Raw genomic sequence first — 18519 nt, forward strand, 5'->3', positions numbered from 1 at the left:
CCGTTGCCCCACAACAAACCCCCAGCCCCACCAGCTGTCCCGTACCCGTTGGCGTCGGTGAACCCGTTCGCCCCGTCCCCAATCAACGGACGCCCGAGGATTGTTTGGAAGGGGGTGTTGATTGCAGCCAACAGGGGATTGTTGAACGCCTCCGCCGTGGCGTACCGGGATACCGACGACTGCAACAAACCGACGAAGTCCGTGTGGAAACGCGCGACCTGAGCCGAGGCAGCTTGGAACGCTGCGCCGTGCCCGGAGAACAACTGGGCGACAGCGGCGGACACTTCATCCGCAGCCGCGGTGACAACACCCGTTGTCGGTGCGCTCGCTTGGGCGACCGCGTCCCCCACCGACGTTCCGACGCGCGCCACATCAGCTACCGCTGCCGCGAACCCGTCCGGGTTAATCAGAAACGACATCCCAAACCCCCATCCTCACACGGCATCGTAAAACCCCGACCAGGCAGCGCGGGGAAGAATCGACGAAGGTCATATACGTCACCGTGACGAAACTAGGAGGCAGCACCGTACCTACCTGACGCTGCATCGGACACCAATCTCATCTCGGCGCTACTGACAGCGGTGTAACGCTGCGTAGTTGCAACCGACGCATGGCCCAATACTTCCTGTACCGCCCGCAGGTTCCGCGTCCCCGCGTAACCGCGGGTGGCGAAGCGGTGACGGAGCTTATGCATCGACCAATTCGGCGGCATCACTTGACTGACCAGCTTGCCAACTCGGTCGGGGCTCATGTGCCCGTTGATCTGGCCAGGGAACACAAACCCCCCGAACGGCTGCGCCGCCTGGATAGCTTCCGCCAGGCTGACGCTGATCGGGATAACTCGCTGCTTGCTTCCTTTGCCGTGGACAATCAACTGGGGTCCATCGCCACCGCCGATCAAGTCGTCGGTGTGGACTTTGGCGACCTCAGCCCGCCGGAGACCGGCTTCTCCGGCGAGGCGGGCCATGAGCAGGGTGCGGGAGTCGGCGTTGGCGAGGAGCTGTTCCCAGATTTCGTCGGTGGCCGGCCGGGGCGCGCCGATAGCGGCCCGCACAGTCGGCAGGTTCACCGTCGGGTCGGTGTCGACGACACCCGATGTCACACACCACCGGTAGAAAGATGCCAGGCTGGCCCGCAGGCCTCGCCTGTGCTCAATTGAGTAGTCGGGTCTGCCGAGTATCGACAGCAGCGCCGCGTCTGTGATATCACGGGGGTGGGCGGCGTTGAGTTCGCGAGCAACTGAACGCACATGCGCGCGCCGGGTCCTGCGGGTGGCCGGTGATGTTCCCGCCGCAATCAGCCAGGTCAGCCAGCCATCGAGGGCGTGGTCCCAAGCTGCGGGCAGCGCGTACGAGAGAACATGTGCGTGGGTCATGGTTGATAACCAATACCTTTAGTCCAGGTTGTGTTAACACACTGGACGCCTAACTCATTGCGTCTGCAGGTTTGGAACACAGGTTCCACCCAGCCTTCCATGCGTACCGTTAACCAACAGATTACAGGTATGTAATTAGGTGGGGAACGATCAAGATCAAACCGTTACGCATGGGACGCAACCGGTGGCACAAACTTCCGGTATGCGCCAAAAAGCGTTGCAGCACTTAACATTTAAGCGGCAGACCTGTAGCCGAAGGGTTGAAGGTTCGAGTCCTTCCGGGGGAGCCACCGGCCGCCGCGATCGCCCTTCACAGCCACCTGTTGACCGGGCGGCGCCGGGCGGCAGCGTCGGTACCGGTCAGAAATTCCTCTCCCCATTCCCGCGCGGCGCCCTGCTCGGCAGCCACCCCGGCGGTCTGTGCGTTGGCGTGCTCGCCGGCCAGATTGACCAGTGCCCCGGCCATGGCGAACAGCGGAACCTGCTGACGTTCGCTGGCGCTGAGCAGCTCACGGAACGCCGCCTGGGTGCTGCAGCGGCGCCAGCCCACCAGGATCCCCACCGCGGTGTCGATCGCCCGGGTGGCCTGCATTCGATCTTCGGTCATGTCCTCGTCGTCCTGTCGCTGAAAGAGAGCGCGAAAATCGTTGCAGGGCAGCGACTTACGAACTCCGCTGAACTGGTGTCAACCGCTCAGCAACAACAGTCCGGCGCGCGCAACGCGACGAAGTACGGCAAATCAACCCCCGGCATCATTTCAGCCTAGGCCATCAAGGGCGGGGTCGCGCCATTTCAAAGTGTTTGGCTTGCAGGCGATTTAATACTTGCCTGGCAGGTGCGAGGCCACTCAGGCGGCGGGGGCGCGCCGAAGCCGCGCGACCAGCGGGTACATCTGGCAGCCCAGGCAGATGCCGAAGGCGGCGTTGAGGAAGGCGGCGAACAGCGCGAAGGCCGTCGCGATCACGCCGACGAGCTGCAGACCGGCCGCGAAACCAATGACCCCGACGACGGCGAAAATCAACCCGACCAACTGGGCGAACTTCAGCGGTGCCACCGGCTCGCGCTCAGTGACCGGACTCAGTCGCGGGGCCACCAGCTTGGCGAACAGCAACCCGTAGGGACTGTTGCGTGGCCCGCGCGCGGCGCTGATCGCGAAAACCACGGCCTGCGCGGCCAGAATCAGGGCCGCGGCGGCTTGGCTGAATACTGACACCACCAACGTCGCCACCAACACCGCGGTGCTGATCCACGCCGCGAAGCGCGGACCCCGGACGTCTACTTGGCTGATCTCCGATGACATCAACTGCTCCTCTCGCAAAAACTCAGACCCTCAGTGGTTGCAGCACCGAGTGCAGGTCGGCGGCCTTGGGGACGCCGGCGGTGCGGAAACGCTGCTGACCTTGGGCGTCGAAGATGAACGTGGTGGGCAAAGACAGCACCGACAGCCGCTTGGCCGCCACCGGATGCGCGTCGATGTCCAACTCGACATGGGCGACGTCGGGCAGATCCGCGCACACCTGATGAACCACGCGACGTACCGCCGCGCACGGTCCGCACCACACGGCACTGAAATGCAGCACGGTCGGACCCGTCTCGGACAGTCCCAGATCGGAGTGGTCCTGGTCCGCACCCGCCGAGGGTTTGGCCTCCCGCAGCACACCTGACCGCTGGTTGACCACACAGCCGATCAGGCACGCCGCCACCAATGCCGCCGCAATGGCCAGTCCGGCGATGACAACAGAACTCACGAGCCCACCAACACTTTTCTCAACGCAATATTCCTAGATGGAGAAGTCCTCGCCGTACCAAACGCCGGCTTCGGGCGGACGGATGACACGATCGGCCGAGGCTCCGGACTGATGGCCATTCGCGGCGCCGGACCGATCGCCTTCCAGCCTGGCGACACGGGTGAGCAGCGATTTCAGGCTGACACCGACCAGGTCCGGCAGCTTCGACTCGTCCTGGCTGTCGGGACCGGGCCGGCTGACGACCTGCCCGGGGACGCCCACCACCACCGCGCTGGCAGGTACCTCCTTGACCACGACGGAGTTCGCGCCGATCCGGCTGTCGTCACCGATCTTGATCGCCCCGAGGACCTTGGCGCCCGCTCCGATGGTCACCCGGTCACCGATCGTGGGGTGGCGCTTGCCTCGGTCGCGGCCGGTGCCACCGAGGGTGACGCCATGGAAGATGGTGACGTCCTCGCCGACCTCCGCGGTTTCGCCGATCACGACACCGGTTGCGTGGTCGATGAACAGGCCCGGCCCCAGCGTGGCGCCCGGGTGGATCTCTACTCCGGTAAGAATCCGGGTGAACTCGGCCAACGTGCGCGCCAGCAGCCGCCTGCCGCGCTGCCACAACCAATGACTGATCCGGTGGCCCCACACCGCGTGCACACCGGGGTAGGCGAAAATGACCTCCAGCGTCGTGGGCTCGGCCGGATCTCGCTCCCTGGCCACTCGGATGTCGCGCCTGATGGCGTCCAGCATGGCTAGTCGCTCAGATCGGAGAACAGGACGGTGCTGAGGTAGCGCTCACCGGACGACGGCAGCACGACGACGATGAGCTTGCCGGCGTTCTCCGGCCGCCGGGCCACCTGCAGGGCGGCAGCCACGGCCGCTCCCGAGGAGATGCCGACCAGCAGTCCCTCCTCGGCGGCCAACCGGCGGGCCAAGGTCAGCGCGTCGTCGTTCTCGACGGTGACGACCTCGTCCACCAGCCCCATGTCCAGCACCGGCGGAATGAACCCGGCGCCGATCCCCTGGATCGGGTGCGGTCCCTTCTGACCGCCGGACAGCACCGGCGACGCGGCTGGCTCGACGGCCACGAATTGCACCGAGGGCTTGCGTTCTTTGATGGTCTGGGCGACGCCGGTGATGGTGCCGCCGGTTCCGACCCCGGAGATGAAGATGTCGATCTTGCCGTCGGTGTCTTTCCAGATCTCCTCGGCGGTAGTGACAGCGTGTACCGCTGGGTTGGCCGGGTTCTCGAACTGCTGCGGCATGAAGTAGCGCTCGTCGCTCTTGGCCAGCTCTTCGGCCTTGGCGATGGCGCCGGCCATTCCTTCGGGGCCGGGGGTCAGCACCAGCTCGGCGCCGTAGGCACGCAGCAGGATCCGCCGCTCGGTGCTCATGGTCTCCGGCATGGTCAGGACGCACTTGTAACCGCGCGCGGCGGCCACCATGGCCAGGGCGATGCCGGTGTTGCCGCTGGTGGGTTCGACGATGATGGTGTCGGGCTTGATCAGGCCCGCCTTTTCGGCGGCATCGATCATCGCCACACCGATGCGGTCTTTCACGCTGCCACCGGGATTGAATGACTCGAGCTTGGCGACCACGTCGGCCACCGCGCCGTCGGTGACCCGGCGCAGCCGGACCAGTGGCGTGTTGCCGATCAGTTGGGTGATGTTTTCCGCGATGGTCATCCACATTCTCCAACGACGTCGGGGCAGGGCCGGTCGGCATCCCAGGTGATGTCGAACTCAATTGTCACGCGTGTGGGGGTGGTGAGGGCAACCGGCGTCAGACGGTGAGATGCCGCAAGCGCCACCCCGGTCACGACTCGTCCACTGAGAAGCTGGGACGTGGTTGCGGTCAGAGTTATTCCCGAGCTGCCCGGGGTGAAACGCAGGTAGAAGTCCGTGCCCGGCTCGACCGGTTCGGTTATGGCCGCTCCGTCGGCGTCGACGACGAGCTGGTCACCGGTCGGCCTGAGCGTCAGCGGCACGCTGACCTGGAAGGGGCCGACGAGGTCGGAGTCCACCACCGCGGCGCTGTCCAGCAGCGGTTCCCGGGTTGTGCGCAGGGCCGTGTAGGCACCGGCGAGCAGGTAGTTGTAGAGGTGCACGATGCGGTCGGCGTTGCGGTAGTGCCCGGCGCCGTTCAACCAGAAGTCGACATGGTCGATCGCGGGCGCGGCGTCGGGCGTGGTGGTGACCAGCCGGTAATAGCGGTAGCCGCGGGTGCCGCGGCCGTGGCTGCTGCTGGACAGGGTGCTTCCGAGTCCCAGCGTGCGTTGGTAACGGCCCTTGCCGGCGTCGACGGTCAGGTGCGAGCCGGAAACATCCTGCCAGCTGACGCCGTCCGGGGATTTCTGCAGCCGCACCCCGAACGGAGCTGCGACCGAGGACCACAGCGCGTAGCCACCGAGCTGCGGTGCTCCGTCGAATTCGAAGGTGAGTACCCCGCGGCCCCGGTGCACCGCGATGGGTGCGTTCAACGGCCGGGTGTCCAGGGCCAGGCCGTTGGTGAAGTGCCAGATGGCGGCCTGAGTGCCCGCGATGGCTTCGTGTTCGCTGATGTTGGACGGCCCCAGCGGGTATCCGGCCTGGCGTAGCCGCCGGCTCAGTGCGACGGTGGAGCGCATCGGATAGGAGTGCCGCAGAATCCATTCCACCTCCGCCTCGCAGCCGCGGGTGCGCAGATGCGGCAGCGCCGTCCAGGTACCCAGTTCATAGGGTGACGGGTGGTGCGGGGCGATCCCGGCGAAGTCCAGCGAGTACGCCTGCAGATTCGGATTGAGCCTGATCAGGTCGGTGCGGGCGGTGGTGCCGTCGGTGAACACGATCTTGTCGACGGTGTGCGAGTACGTCCCGCCGCGGTATCGGGTCATGCGGGATGGCTCGGCGGCCGGCCGCACCCGCACGCGCTTGCGGGTCGCCACCGGCGCCACAGTGCGGCTGGGAATGGACAAAACGGTCATAGATGGTTGCTCTTCCTGAAGCAGATAGCGCGTGGCAGCACCGAATAACGGCGGAACGCGATGATTTCTGGACGGTCAGACTTCGTCAGGAATCAACAGGAACAACAACAACAACAGAGCACGGCGGAACAGCGCGTGCGGACAAAACGCAGCTGGACGGCCTGTTGCATGCCGTCCACTATAAAGCATGGGCGGAATATCGTGATTCGACTCAATCGCGGTTTTAACTCTTGGCGGGTGCCACTGCCCCTGCGTAGGCTCGGCGCGCACTCGCGCAATCGGTGGGGCATGATGACTTCGCCCGGTACCCGGCGCTTGCCCGATCACGCAGGGAAAGGACGATTATGACGTCATCGGCCCAGGGGTCGCAGAACGAGTCCCAGGCGCTGGGCGACCTGGCGGCCCGCCAGCTTGCCAACGCGACGAAGACGGTTCCGCAGCTTTCCACCATCACGCCGCGCTGGCTGCTGCATCTGCTCAGCTGGGTACCGGTGGAAGCCGGCATTTACCGGGTCAACCGGGTGATCAACCCCGAGCAGGTGGCCGTCAAGGCCGAGGCCGGCGCCAGCATCGACGAGCCGCTGCCCGAAACCTACGTCGACTACGAGACCAGCCCGCGTGAGTACACGCTGCGGACCATCTCGACGTTGCTCGACATCCACACCAGGGTCTCCGACCTTTATTCCAGCCCGCATGACCAGATCGCCCAGCAGCTGCGGCTGACCATCGAGACGATCAAGGAGCGCCAGGAGTTCGAACTGGTCAACAGCCCCGAGTACGGGCTGCTGGCGCAGGCGACTCCGGAGCAGACCATTCAGACACTGGTCGGCGCGCCCACCCCGGATGACCTGGACGCGCTGATCACCAAGGTGTGGAAGACGCCGAGCTTCTTCCTCACCCACCCGCTGGGCGTCGCCGCGTTCGGCCGCGAGGCCACCTACCGCGGCGTCCCCCCCGTGGTGGTCAGCCTGTTCGGCGCACAGTTCATCACCTGGCGTGGCATCCCGATCATTCCGTCGGACAAAGTTCCGGTCGAAGACGGCAAGACCAAGATCATCCTGGTGCGCACCGGCGAGGAGCGCCAGGGCGTGGTCGGTCTGTTCCAGCCGGGCCTGGTCGGCGAGCAGGCGCCGGGGCTCTCGGTGCGGTTCACCGGTATCAACAAGTCGGCGATCGCGACGTATCTGGTCACGCTGTACACGTCGCTGGCGGTCCTCACCGACGACGCGCTTGCCGTGCTAGACAACGTCGCGGTGGACCAGTTCCATGAGTACAAGTGAGTACCGTTCGGTAGACGCCGAAAGCGACCTGCCGGTCAGCGCCGCCGAACTCGCGGCGCTGGCCAGCCAGTTGTATGCGGCCAGCATCCGGCCGGGCCCCGACAGCCCGCCGCAGGCCGTGCCGGTCGCTCCGCGCGGAAGTGTGCCGGACACCACGGCGGCGACATCCGCTGGAGCGACGGCATTCGGGACGTCCGATCCGCTGCCGAACCCGGTTCCGTTCATCGGCGTCTCCAACATCTACCTTCCCGCACCGGCGTCACCCGGACCGGAACCTGTGCCGCCGGAGACGGTGCCCGTCGCACCGCGGGGCAATGCGCCGGATACCACGGCCGCGCCGTCGACAGCACAAGCCGCCGCATCGGTAGCGGATCCGTTCCTGCCCGGTGATGTCAGTGTCTTCGCCGTGCCGGCATCGGGCATCGTGCCCACGGTTCCGGGGGTGCTGGCCGGCGCACCGCCGACGGTCCCGGTGGCACCGCGCGGGTCCGCACCCGGTTGGCCGGCACAGACCCCGTCGGTCGCCGATCTGGGTTGGTCCGACGCTCCCACCGCCGAGCGGGCCGGCGACGAGGCGAATTATCATTTCCTGGCCTCCGAGCCGGTGCCGCAGCTGCCGGACGAACACGAGGTCTTCGACGTCAACGCGGTGCGGGTCGACTTCCCGATCCTGAAAGAGACGGTCAACGGCAAACCGCTGATCTGGTTCGACAACGCCGCCACCACGCAGAAGCCGCAAGCCGTCATCGACCGGCTGGCGTACTTCTACACCCACGAGAACTCCAACATCCACCGTGCCGCCCACGAACTGGCGGCACGCGCGACCGACGCCTACGAAGAGGCCCGCGACACGGTGCGGCGTTTCATCGGTGCGCCGAAGTCCGAGCAGAACATCTTCGTGCGCGGCACCACCGAGGCCATCAACCTGGTGGCCTATGCGTGGGGTGGGAAGCACCTCAAGCCCGGCGATGAGATCGTCATCACCCACCTGGAGCACCACGCCAACATCGTTCCCTGGCAATTGGTTTCGCAACAGACCGGTGCGGTGCTGAAGGTGGCTCCGGTGGACGATGCGGGCAACCTGCTGCTGTCGGAATTCGAGGATCTGCTCGGGCCGAAGACCAAACTTGTTGCTGCCACTCAAGTTTCGAACGCGCTCGGGACGGTGACGCCGGTAGAAAAGATTGTGCAGTTGGGTCACCGGTACGGCGCGCGGGTGCTGATCGACGGTGCGCAGTCGATCCCGCACCTGCCGATCGATGTCGCCGAACTCGGTGTGGACTTCTTCGTCTTCTCGGGGCACAAGATCTACGGCCCGACGGGAATCGGGGTGTTGTACGGAAGCGAGGAGGCGCTGGCCGAGACACCGCCGTGGCAGGGCGGCGGCAACATGATCGCCGATGTCACCCTGGAACGTTCGCTGTACCAGGGCCTGCCCAACAAGTTCGAGGCCGGCACCGGCAATATCGCCGACGCGGTTGGACTGGGCGAGGCGCTGCGCTACGTCGAGAAGGTGGGAATCGGGCGCATCGCCGCCTACGAGCATGCCCTGCTCGAGTACGCGACGCCGCGCCTGGCTGAGATCCCCGGCGTGCGTCTGGTCGGCACCGCCGACGAGAAGGCCAGTGTGTTGTCGTTCGTGCTGGCCGGGCATGAACCGCTCGAGGTCGGCAAGGCGCTCAACGCCGAGGGCATCGCGGTGCGTGCCGGACATCACTGTGCGCAGCCGATTCTGCGCCGCTATGGTCTGGAGGCAACCGTGCGTCCCTCCTTCGCGTTCTACAACACCTTCGAGGAGATCGACGTTTTCCTGCGCGCGGTGCGCCGCATTGCCGAAGGCGGCGCGAACGTAGGCTGATTCGCACGTCCGCTCTACAGTTGATTTCCCGCTGATTGCAAAGCTGGGAACCGATTCTCGGTGTTCGTAAGCTGGCGACGTGATTCTATCTGCATTCCGGCGGCGCGGCGCGGCGCAACGTCTGAATGCGGTTAATTTGTTGCGGGACAAGGGATTACGGAAGAATCCGAATCTTTTCGCAATGTCGGCGTAACGGGGCCGGGATGAGCGCAATGCAACTGTGGATTAGCCCGGGGGGGTGCAGATCGTGACGACTTCGACCATCGCCAAGCCCATGAACGCGTTGGGCGAGTTCTTCAGGTTCTGCGCCGAAACCTTCGTCATCCTGGTGCGACGGTCATGGAACTGGCGCGAGATTCTCGAGCAGATCTGGTTTGTTGCCCGAGTATCGATCTTTCCGACCATCATGCTGTCAATTCCGTACACGGTGCTGATCGTGTTCGTCCTGAATATCCTGCTCGTCGAAATCGGCGCAGGCGACCTGTCCGGCGCCGGCGCGGGGCTCGCGTCGGTAACCCAGGTGGGCCCGGTGGTCACGGCCATGGTCGTATCGGGCGCCGGTTCGACCGCCATGTGCGCCGACCTCGGGGCGCGCACCATCCGCGAAGAGATCGACGCGATGAAGGTGATTGGCATCAACCCGATCCAGGCGCTGGTGGTGCCGCGCCTCATCGCCGCCACCTTCGTCGCGGTGCTGCTCTACTCGGTGGTGGCGGTCACCGGCCTGGTCGGCAGTTACATCTTTGTGGTCTACGTCCAGCACGTGACTCCCGGAGCGTTCGTCGCGGGCATGACGTTGCTCACCGGGCTGCCGCAGGTGGTGATCTCGCTGATCAAAGCGACGCTGTTCGGCATCTCGGCGGGCCTGATCGCCTGCTACAAGGGTCTGTCGGTAGGCGGTGGCCCGGCCGGCGTGGGCAGCGCGGTAAACGAGACCGTGGTGTTCTCGTTCATGGCGTTGTTCTTCATCAACATCCTGACCACCGCGCTCGGTGTCAAGGTGACTGCCAGATGAGCGTGGACGCGCCCCCCGCGCACGAGGGACTGACGCCACCCGCCGAGCGGCGCCCGGTGACGCCCGGGAGTCGCGTGGTCGTTGACGAGCCGTCATGGGTTGCCACGGTCGGTCCCAGGCTGACCGCCGCCACCCGGAAATTGGGCGAGCAGACCGCGTTCTACGGGCGCGCCCTGGCCAACACCGGCGAAGCGGTCCGCCGCTATCCGGGCGAGCTACTGCGGCTGATCGCTGAAATGGGAATGGGCACCGGAGCTTTGGCGGTGATCGGCGGAACCGTGGGAATCATCGGCTTTCTCACGCTGACCACCGGCGCCCTGGTGGCGGTGCAGGGCTACGACACGTTGTCCAACATCGGTGTCGAAGCGTTGACGGGTTTCCTGTCGGCGTTCCTGAACGTCCGCATGATCGCGCCCTGCACGGCGGGTCTGGCGCTGGCGGCCACCATCGGTGCCGGCGCCACGGCTCAGCTGGGCGCCATGCGGATCAACGAGGAGATCGACGCACTGGAGGTGATGGGTATCCGGGCGATCACCTACCTTGCGTCCACCCGGATCATCGCCGGTGTGCTGGTGGTCATTCCGCTCTATGCCGTCGCCGTGTTGATGTCGTTCATCGCGGCCAAATTCCTCACGATCTCCGTCTACGGCCAGTCCCGTGGGGTTTATGAGCACTACTTCGCAACGTTCCTGCACCCCAACGACCTGCTGTGGTCGTTCCTGTCGGCGCTGACGATGGCCACGGGGGTGATGGTGGTGCACACCTACTACGGGTTCACCGCGTCCGGCGGTCCGGCCGGAGTGGGGGAGGCTGTCGGTCGCTCCGTGCGGTCATCGATGATCGTGACCGCCTTTGTCTGCCTGATGATTTCGCTGTCGGTCTACGGGCAGCACGGCAACTTCAACCTGTCGGGTTGAGCCCTGTGACTGACAACAGCCTTAGCGGCGCCTTCAGGCACAACCGAGTCCGCGCCAGCAAGATCGATCCGATCTGGTACGCGCCGATTCTCTTCATCGTCGTCGCGGGGCTCATCGCGTTCACCACCGGGGCATTCTCGGGCAAATTTGAGCAAACCATCCCGCTCACTCTGGTCTCGGACCGGGCGGGGCTGGTGATGGAACCGGGCGCGAAGGTCAAGTTGCGGGGGGTGCAGATCGGCCAGGTCGCCTCGATCGGCACCGACGTGAAAGCCGCTCAGCTGCAACTGAAAATGCAGCCCGACGCGTTCAAGTACCTGCCGAGCAACGTCGAGGCCGAGATCAGGTCCACCACCGCGTTCGGGTCGAAGTATGTCGACCTGATCGTGCCGGAACATCCGAGTCCGGCGGCGCTGCGGCCCGGCGCGGTGCTGCACTCCCGCAATGTGACCGTCGAGGTCAACACGGTCTTCGAAAATCTGCAGTCGCTGGTGCAGGCCATCGACCCCGCGAAGCTGAACGCGATCCTGTCGGCCTTCGCGCAGTCGGTGCGGGGAAAGGGAGATCGGATCGGGCAAGCGATCACCGACGCCAACAACCTGCTGCTGGCCGTCAACCCCCGGCTGGAGACCATCCACACCGACTGGAAGCTGTTCGGTAAGACCGCCGCTACGTATTCTGCTGCGGCACAGGACATCCTGTCGATTCTGGATTCTGCCTCGACCACCAGCACCACCATCACCGACAATCAGCGGTCGCTGGACGCGCTGCTGATGTCGGCGATCGGTTTCAGCCAGACCGGCATCAGCGTCGTGGGCCGCAACGAAAGCAACATCGTGCAGGCGATCAACCTGCTCGACCCCACCACCAGGCTGCTGGACATGTACTCACCGACCTACACCTGCCTGTTCCAGGGTGCGCAGTGGTACGTCGAGCACGGTGGCCGACACACGTTGGGCGGCAACGGTTATTCCTTCATCATGGACGCCGGGCTGCTCTTCGGCGACGACCCGTACCGATACCCCAAACACCTTCCCAAGGTGAACGCCACCGGCGGCCCCGGTGGAAAGCCCAGCTGCGGCTCGCTGCCCGACCCCAGCGCCAACTATCCGGTGCGTGCACTGGTCACCGACACCGGCTGGGGCGCCGCGCCGAACGAGATCCGCACCAACCTGGCCGTCGGAAATCCCTGGTGGGCCAACTACTTCCCGACAACCAAGAATCCGCCCGAACCGCCGCGCTACTTCTACCGTGGAGGACAACCGCCGCCATGAGTGCAGAAGGAAGGCCGGGCACCTTCAAGATCTGGGCCCGCGTCGCGATGTTCACGGTGGTGTGCCTGGTGTTCACGTTCGCGTTGATCGCGGTGTTCGGCCAACTTCGGTTCGAGGACCGCACCGGTTATCACGCGGTGTTCACCAATATCTCCGGATTGAAATCCGGAAACTTCGTCCGCATCGCCGGGGCTGAGGTCGGCAAGGTCGGCGACATCAATCTGCACCGAGACGGTACGGTCAGCATCGACTTCGCGATCGACAAAGGCGTGCGACTCACCGAGGGCACTCGGGCCGTGGTCCGTTACGAAAACCTGATCGGTGACCGCTATCTCGCTCTCGAACAGGGTGCGGGCTCGCCGCACCGGCTGGCGCCGGGCGGGACGATTCCGGTGTCTCGGACGGCGCCGGCCCTGGATGTCGACGTGTTGATCGGTGGTTTTCGCCCCTTGTTCCGGGCACTGGATCCCGACCAGGTCAACGCGTTGACCGGTCAACTGCTGCGCATCTTCCAGGGTCAGGGCGGCACCCTGTCCTCAGTCCTGGCGCAGACCGCGACGCTGACGTCGACGCTGGCCGGACGCAGCGAGCTGATCTCCGAGTTGATCACGAACTTGAACACCGTGCTGCACACCTTCGCCACGCGCGATCACGAGTTCTCCGACGGGCTGGACAAGCTGTCGGAGTTCGTCGACGGCCTGGCGCAACGCAGGACCGAGATCTCTACCGGACTGGCCTATGTCAACGCCGCCGCCGGATCGATCGCCGACCTGCTGGTGCAGGCCCGCGAGCCGATCAAGAACGTGGTGCACGAGACCGATCGCGCATCCGGCCAGATCCTCGCCGACGGGCCCTACGTGGACGGCCTGCTACACAGTCTTCCCGACGTGTATCAGGTCCTCTCCCGCCAGGGGCTCAACGGAGACTACTTCGGTTTCTACTTCTGCGAAGTGCTGCTCAAGCTGAATGGCAAGGGGGGCAACCCGATCTACGTCAAGCTGCTCAACCAGCCCTCTGGGCGGTGCACGCCGAAATGAGCCGCTTCAGAGGCACACCGGGCAAGGGCCGCAGCTCGGTCATGTTGGGAGTGATGGGCACCGTGCTGGTGGCGTGCGCGGTCATCGTCGCCTTCCAGTACGACAAGCTGCCGTTCGTCAACGGCTACGACAACTACGCCGCCTTCTTCTCCGAGGCCGGTGGCATCAAACCCGGTAACCAGGTGCGGGTTTCCGGCGTGGGCGTCGGCAGAGTCTCCGACGTCCGCCTGGAGGGCACGAAGGTGCGGGTGGGCTTCACCGTCCGCAAGAGCGTCGAGCTGGGCGACCGCACCGAAGCGGCGATCAAGACCGAGACGATCCTGGGTTCGAAGATGCTGGAGCTGACGCCGCGTGGCGAAGGCCGGCTGCGGGAAACCATTCCGCTGCAGCGAACCACCTCGCCCTACGACCTGCCCGACGCGCTGGGCGATCTGACCACCCAGATCAGCGGACTCGACACGACTCAATTGTCCTCGGCGCTGACGACATTGGCTGACACGTTCAAAGAGACGCCGCCGAATCTGCGGCCCGCGCTCGAGGGGGTGGCCCGGTTCTCGGACACCCTCAACAATCGCGACGCGCAGCTGCGCAGCCTGCTGAGCAACGCCAACAGCGTCACGGGCGTGCTGGGCCGGCGCAGCCAGCAGATCGCCACCCTGGTGTCGAATTCCAACGCCTTGCTGGTAGCGCTGCTGCAGGAGCGTGATTCGATCGACGCCCTGATGAACAACCTGACCGCGGTGTCGCATCAGATCTCCGGCCTGGTCGACGACAATCGCACTCAACTCAAACCGGCACTGGACAAGCTCAACGGCGTGCTCGAAATCCTGGACAACCGCAAGGAAGACCTGCAGCGGACCCTGCCCAAATTCAAGAGGTACGCAATGTCGTTCGGCGAAGTGCTGGGCTCCGGTCCGTTTTTCAAGGCCTATGTGGCCAACCTGATTCCCGGGCAGCTCAGCGGTCCCATTCTCGATTCCCGGATGTATGACCGGTATCTGGACCCCAATCAACATCTGCCATCGGAGTCGGTGGACCCGCCGACCGGAACTCCTCCCGTTCCGCCCGAGGCCGCGCCGGTGCCGCTGTGGTCGCAGCCACCGTCACCCGGTCCCGCGCCGGGCCCGCCTCCCGAGCCCGCAGAAACGGGGGGCCGATGAACGTCAACCGCCGCATCGTGCGCAGGGTGACCGCGGTCAGCCTGGCTCTCACCCTCGTCCTGGCGTCCTTCCTGGTTGGCCGCAATCTGTGGAAAGAGGTCGAAAAGAACACCTACTCCGCATATTTCGTCAACGCCAACGGCCTGTTCACCGGTGACGAGATCCGCATTCTCGGGGTCGGTGTCGGCACCGTGGACCGCATCGAACCGCAGCCGGCCAGCACCAAGGTCGTCTTCTCCGTCGACAAGCAGTACGCGATTCCCGCCGACGCGCGCGCCGCGATCCTGTCGCCGTCACTGGTCACCTCACGCGCCATTCAACTGGTGCCCGCCTACTCCGGTGGCCCGAAACTGGCCGCGGGAGCGTCGATCCCACTCAACCGGACCGCGGTTCCCGTCGAGTGGGACGACTTCCGCAGGCAATTGGAGAAGCTGACCGAGGCTCTGCAACCCACCAGTCCAGGCGGGGTGAATTCTATTGGTGAGCTGGTCAACTCGACCGCGGAGAACCTGCGCGGCGAGGGTGACACCGCTCGCGACACCATCGTCAAGCTGTCCGCGGCGATCTCCGCGCTGGGCGATCACGCCGACGACATCTTCAGTACGGTGCGCAATCTCCAACTCCTGGTGTCGGCGCTGTACTCCAGCAGCGATCTGCTGGCGTCGTTCAACCGGAACCTGGCGAGCGTCACGACGGTGCTGTCCAACACACCCAACGAGGTCGCCAATGCGGTGCAAAGCCTCGACGGGGCACTGGCGGATCTGCGCGGTTTCCTCGCGGAGAACCGAGAGTCAATCGGCGTCACCTTCGACCGGTTCAGTTCGATCACCACCGCCCTTAACGACAGTCGGGCCGATATCAAGCAGATCCTGCATGTGGTCCCGACGGTGTTCCAGAACTTCACGAACATCTACCAGCCGGCCCAAGGGGCCATGACCGGCATCATCGCGCTGAACAACTTCGCCGATATCCCCCAATGGATCTGCAGCTCAATCGAAGCCGCGTCCCGACAGGGTCTGGACCGGGTGTCGAAGTTGTGCCTGCAGTACGTCGAGCCGATCATCAAGAACCGCATCTACAACTACATCCCGGCGGGACTGAATCCGTTCGTCGGGCCGCAGGCGCGTCCCAGCGAGATCACCTACAGCGACGACCGGCTGCGCCCGGACTACCAGCCCCCCGAGCCGCTCCCGGCCGAACAGCCCGCACCTGCGCAGGCCCCCACCGTCGTCGACCCGAGCCTGGGCCTGCAGGGCCTGATGGTTCCGCAAGGCGCCGGTTCATGAGGCGCGCCGTCGTTGCCGTGTTGAGCGTGTCGTGCGTCGCGGTGCTGCCGGGATGTGGCAGCGATTGGCACGGCCTGAATTCGCTGACGCTGCCGGGCACGTCCGGCGGGGGGCCGGGCTCCTACACGATCCAGGCGCAGTTACCCGATGTGGTGAACATCCAGGAGAACACCCGCGTCCGGGTCGACGACGTCAACATCGGCAACGTCACCAAGATTGAAGTCCAGGACTGGCATGCGTTGGTGACCATGCGGATCAACGGCGATGTCCGCCTGCCGGCCAACGCCACGGCCAAGATCGGGCAGACCAGTCTGCTGGGCTCGATGCACATCGAGCTGGCGCCACCGAAGGATGAGCCGCCGGTCGGGCAACTGAAGAACGGGTCGGTGATCCCGTTGGCGCACGCCAGCATGTACCCCACCACCGAGCAGACGCTGGCCTCGGTGTCGGTGCTGCTCAACGGTGGCGGTCTGGCCCAGCTACAGGAGATCACGCAGTCGGTCGCCAAGGCATTCGCCGGCCACGAAAACGACATGCGCAGTCTGCTGCACCAGCTGGACGAGTTCATCGCCGGTACGAACAAGCAGACCGATGACATCATCGCCGCCTCCGAAAACCTCAACTCACTAGTGGGCCAGTTCGCGGCGAAGGACCCGGCCGTCGACCGGGCGTTGACCACGGTGCCGAAAGCGCTGGCGGTGCTGGCCAAGGAGCGCGGCCAGATCGCGGACGCGATCGATCAACTCGGCAAGTTCAGCGCGATCGCGGCGGACACCCTGCGCCAGAGCAAGGAATCTCTGGTAGACAACCTGCGGCAGATTGCGCCGGTGCTGCGCCGGCTCGCCGACGCCGGCCCCGCGCTGACCAAGGGCCTCGACGGCCTGGCCACCTACCCGTGGCCGACATCGACGGTCACCAACTGGTTCCGCGGCGACTACGCCAACCTCACGATGATCGTCGATCTGACGTTGAGCCGCATCGACACCGGGCTGTTCACCGGCTCCCGCTGGGAAGGCAACCTCACCCAGCTCGAGATGCAGTGGGGACGCACCATCGGTATGCAGCCCAGCCCGGCCACCGCGGGCAATCCGCTGACCTTCCCCTACCACGACGGGGGTTACTGATGCTGCGCCTGAACCGCAAGACCTGGATACAGCTGGCCGTGCTGTCTGTGGTGACGGTTGTTTCCTGTGGCGCAATGGCTTTCAACTACATGAAGCTGCCCGAGACGCTGTTCGGAATCGGCGAGTACCAGGTCACCGTGGACCTGCCGCAGTCGGGCGGGCTGTACGAGAACTCGGTGGTGACCTATCGGGGCACCGACGTGGGGCAGGTCAAGTCGGTCAATGTCACAGCCGGTGGAGTGCGTGCGGTGCTGGCCATGCGATCCGGGGTCGAGGTGCCCGCCGACGTGCAGGCATCGGTGCACAGCCGCTCGGCGATCGGGGAGCAGTTCATCGAGCTGACCCCCCAGACCGCCAGGGACGGCCGGCCCGCCCGCCTGCTGCGTGCCGGCGACGTGATTCCCGCCGGGCAGGTCGATGTTCCCGTCGACATCGGCCGGCTACTGGACATGACCAACCGTGCGCTGCAGGCCATTCCGCGGAACAACCTACGCACGGTCACCGACGAGGCCAACCGGGCGGTCGGTGGTCTCGGCCCGGAGCTGTCCCGAATCGTGGACGGCTCAACGGCGTTGGCCATCGCCGGCGGGCGCACCATCGACCCGCTGGCCACCCTGATCGACCGGGCCCCGCCCGTGCTGAACTCGCAAGTGCAAACCTCGGACGCGATCGCGACCTGGGCGCAGCGGACAGCGGCCATCATGGCGCAGTTCCAGGCGCAGGACGCCGCGCTCCGAGACCTGTTGACGCAGGGGAGTTCCGGCGTGGAGGAAGGCCGTGCGATGCTCGAACGCGTCGGCCCGGCCGTACCGGTGTTGTTCGCGAATCTGGTGAGCCTCGGGGATATCGCCTACGTCTACCGCCACGACATCGAACAGATCCTGGTGCTGTTGCCGCAGGGGATCGCCGTCATGGCAGGGTCTCTGGTGCCCAACGCCGGGACCAAACAGGACTACACCGGCTTCTACCTGGATTTCAACCTCAACATGAACCTGCCACCGCCCTGCACGACGGGCTTCCTGCCGCCGACGCAGCGACGCTCGCCGGCCAGTGTTGACGCCCCGGATCGCCCTGCCGCGGAGCTGTATTGCCGATTGCCGCAGGACTCGGAACTCAATGTCCGTGGGGCGCGCAACATCCCGTGTGAAACGAAGCCGTGGAAGCGGGCCCCCACCGTCGAGATGTGCGAAAGCGACGAGGAGTACGTGCCGCTCAACGACGGTTACAACTGGAAGGGTGACCCCAACGCCACCACCAGTGGGCAGGGCGTGCCGCAGTACCCACCGGGCCAGGACCCGCGGCTCCCACCGCCCCGCGGCACGGCGCCGGCGCCTCCGGCGCCGCCGCCGGTAGCCGTCGCCACCTACGACCCGTCTTCCGGCGAGTACATCGGGCCGGACGGGCACCGCTACACCGAGGCCGACCTGGCCCACCCGCGAGCGAAGAACTGGCAGTCACTGCTGGTGCCGACGTCCCCCTGAACAAGGAGCAA

Annotated in this window: 19 protein-coding genes; 11 read left to right on the top strand and 8 right to left on the bottom strand. The window is 65.4% G+C overall.

Features of this window, described 5'->3' with window-relative positions; genetic code table 11:
- The 8 genes from AWC08_RS00930 to AWC08_RS00965 form a co-directional block, all read right to left on the bottom strand.
- The coding region (locus AWC08_RS00930) for a PE family protein (protein ID WP_142283343.1) at positions 1 to 419 on the bottom strand (419 nt) is incomplete at its 3' end.
- Positions 420 to 511: 92 nt separating this feature from the next.
- Complete coding sequence (locus AWC08_RS00935; RefSeq protein ID WP_085087314.1) at positions 512 to 1375, bottom strand: tyrosine-type recombinase/integrase; 864 nt, start codon at positions 1373 to 1375, stop codon at positions 512 to 514.
- Between the two features lie 310 nt (positions 1376 to 1685).
- Positions 1686 to 1982, bottom strand: coding sequence for an ANTAR domain-containing protein (locus tag AWC08_RS00940; RefSeq protein ID WP_065137529.1), 297 nt, complete (start codon positions 1980 to 1982; stop codon positions 1686 to 1688).
- 240 nt (positions 1983 to 2222) lie between these two features.
- A complete protein-coding gene (locus AWC08_RS00945; protein ID WP_065137530.1) occupies positions 2223 to 2675 on the bottom strand; it encodes a DUF4395 domain-containing protein in 453 nt (150 codons plus the stop codon).
- 22 nt (positions 2676 to 2697) lie between these two features.
- A complete protein-coding gene (locus AWC08_RS00950; RefSeq protein WP_065137531.1) occupies positions 2698 to 3123 on the bottom strand; it encodes a thioredoxin family protein in 426 nt (141 codons plus the stop codon).
- 33 nt (positions 3124 to 3156) lie between these two features.
- Positions 3157 to 3864, bottom strand: coding sequence for a serine O-acetyltransferase (gene cysE / locus AWC08_RS00955; protein WP_065137532.1), 708 nt, complete (start codon positions 3862 to 3864; stop codon positions 3157 to 3159).
- Positions 3865 to 3866: 2 nt separating this feature from the next.
- Positions 3867 to 4799 (bottom strand): cysteine synthase A, encoded by a 933-nt coding sequence (cysK, locus tag AWC08_RS00960; RefSeq protein WP_065137533.1) that lies wholly within the window; start codon positions 4797 to 4799, stop codon positions 3867 to 3869.
- Positions 4796 to 6076, bottom strand: a complete 1281-nt coding sequence (locus AWC08_RS00965; protein WP_065137534.1) for a thioester domain-containing protein — start codon at positions 6074 to 6076, stop codon at positions 4796 to 4798. Before AWC08_RS00965 ends, cysK begins: the two co-directional genes overlap by 4 nt.
- A gap of 2 nt (positions 6077 to 6078) precedes the next feature.
- Here AWC08_RS00965 and AWC08_RS34795 point away from each other — a divergent pair, with 2 nt between their 5' ends.
- From AWC08_RS34795 to AWC08_RS01015, 11 genes are all read left to right on the top strand, one after another.
- The gene (locus tag AWC08_RS34795) at positions 6079 to 6303 is read left to right on the top strand and encodes a hypothetical protein (protein WP_142283344.1); all 225 of its coding nucleotides are present in this window, start codon (positions 6079 to 6081) and stop codon (positions 6301 to 6303) included.
- 117 nt (positions 6304 to 6420) lie between these two features.
- On the top strand, positions 6421 to 7356 hold the full coding sequence (locus tag AWC08_RS00970; RefSeq protein ID WP_065137535.1) for a family 2A encapsulin nanocompartment shell protein: 936 nt from the start codon (positions 6421 to 6423) through the stop codon (positions 7354 to 7356).
- Positions 7343 to 9214, top strand: a complete 1872-nt coding sequence (locus tag AWC08_RS00975) for a family 2A encapsulin nanocompartment cargo protein cysteine desulfurase (RefSeq protein ID WP_069434973.1) — start codon at positions 7343 to 7345, stop codon at positions 9212 to 9214. Before AWC08_RS00970 ends, AWC08_RS00975 begins: the two co-directional genes overlap by 14 nt.
- A 274-nt stretch (positions 9215 to 9488) precedes the next feature.
- The gene (locus tag AWC08_RS00980; RefSeq protein ID WP_069434976.1) at positions 9489 to 10229 is read left to right on the top strand and encodes an MlaE family ABC transporter permease; all 741 of its coding nucleotides are present in this window, start codon (positions 9489 to 9491) and stop codon (positions 10227 to 10229) included.
- The gene (locus AWC08_RS00985; protein ID WP_232008077.1) at positions 10226 to 11146 is read left to right on the top strand and encodes an ABC transporter permease; all 921 of its coding nucleotides are present in this window, start codon (positions 10226 to 10228) and stop codon (positions 11144 to 11146) included. The genes AWC08_RS00980 and AWC08_RS00985 overlap by 4 nt, the downstream gene beginning before the upstream one ends.
- A gap of 5 nt (positions 11147 to 11151) precedes the next feature.
- Positions 11152 to 12420 carry an MCE family protein gene (locus tag AWC08_RS00990; RefSeq protein WP_065137537.1) on the top strand — a complete coding sequence of 423 codons (1269 nt, stop codon included), beginning with the start codon at positions 11152 to 11154 and terminating at the stop codon, positions 12418 to 12420.
- The gene (locus tag AWC08_RS00995; RefSeq protein WP_069434972.1) at positions 12417 to 13457 is read left to right on the top strand and encodes an MCE family protein; all 1041 of its coding nucleotides are present in this window, start codon (positions 12417 to 12419) and stop codon (positions 13455 to 13457) included. The genes AWC08_RS00990 and AWC08_RS00995 overlap by 4 nt, the downstream gene beginning before the upstream one ends.
- Entirely contained in the window at positions 13454 to 14617 is a 1164-nt protein-coding gene (locus AWC08_RS01000) for an MCE family protein (protein WP_142283346.1), read from the top strand. Before AWC08_RS00995 ends, AWC08_RS01000 begins: the two co-directional genes overlap by 4 nt.
- Positions 14614 to 15903, top strand: coding sequence for an MCE family protein (locus tag AWC08_RS01005; protein ID WP_069434975.1), 1290 nt, complete (start codon positions 14614 to 14616; stop codon positions 15901 to 15903). Before AWC08_RS01000 ends, AWC08_RS01005 begins: the two co-directional genes overlap by 4 nt.
- Positions 15900 to 17027, top strand: coding sequence for an MCE family protein (locus AWC08_RS01010; protein ID WP_085087316.1), 1128 nt, complete (start codon positions 15900 to 15902; stop codon positions 17025 to 17027). The genes AWC08_RS01005 and AWC08_RS01010 overlap by 4 nt, the downstream gene beginning before the upstream one ends.
- Positions 17027 to 18508: an MCE family protein gene (locus AWC08_RS01015; RefSeq protein ID WP_069433135.1), complete on the top strand. Its 1482-nt coding sequence runs from the start codon at positions 17027 to 17029 to the stop codon at positions 18506 to 18508. Before AWC08_RS01010 ends, AWC08_RS01015 begins: the two co-directional genes overlap by 1 nt.
- The last annotated feature ends 11 nt before the right edge of the window (positions 18509 to 18519 follow it).

This window comes from Mycobacterium gordonae (assembly GCF_002101675.1).
Classification (GTDB): domain Bacteria; phylum Actinomycetota; class Actinomycetes; order Mycobacteriales; family Mycobacteriaceae; genus Mycobacterium; species Mycobacterium gordonae.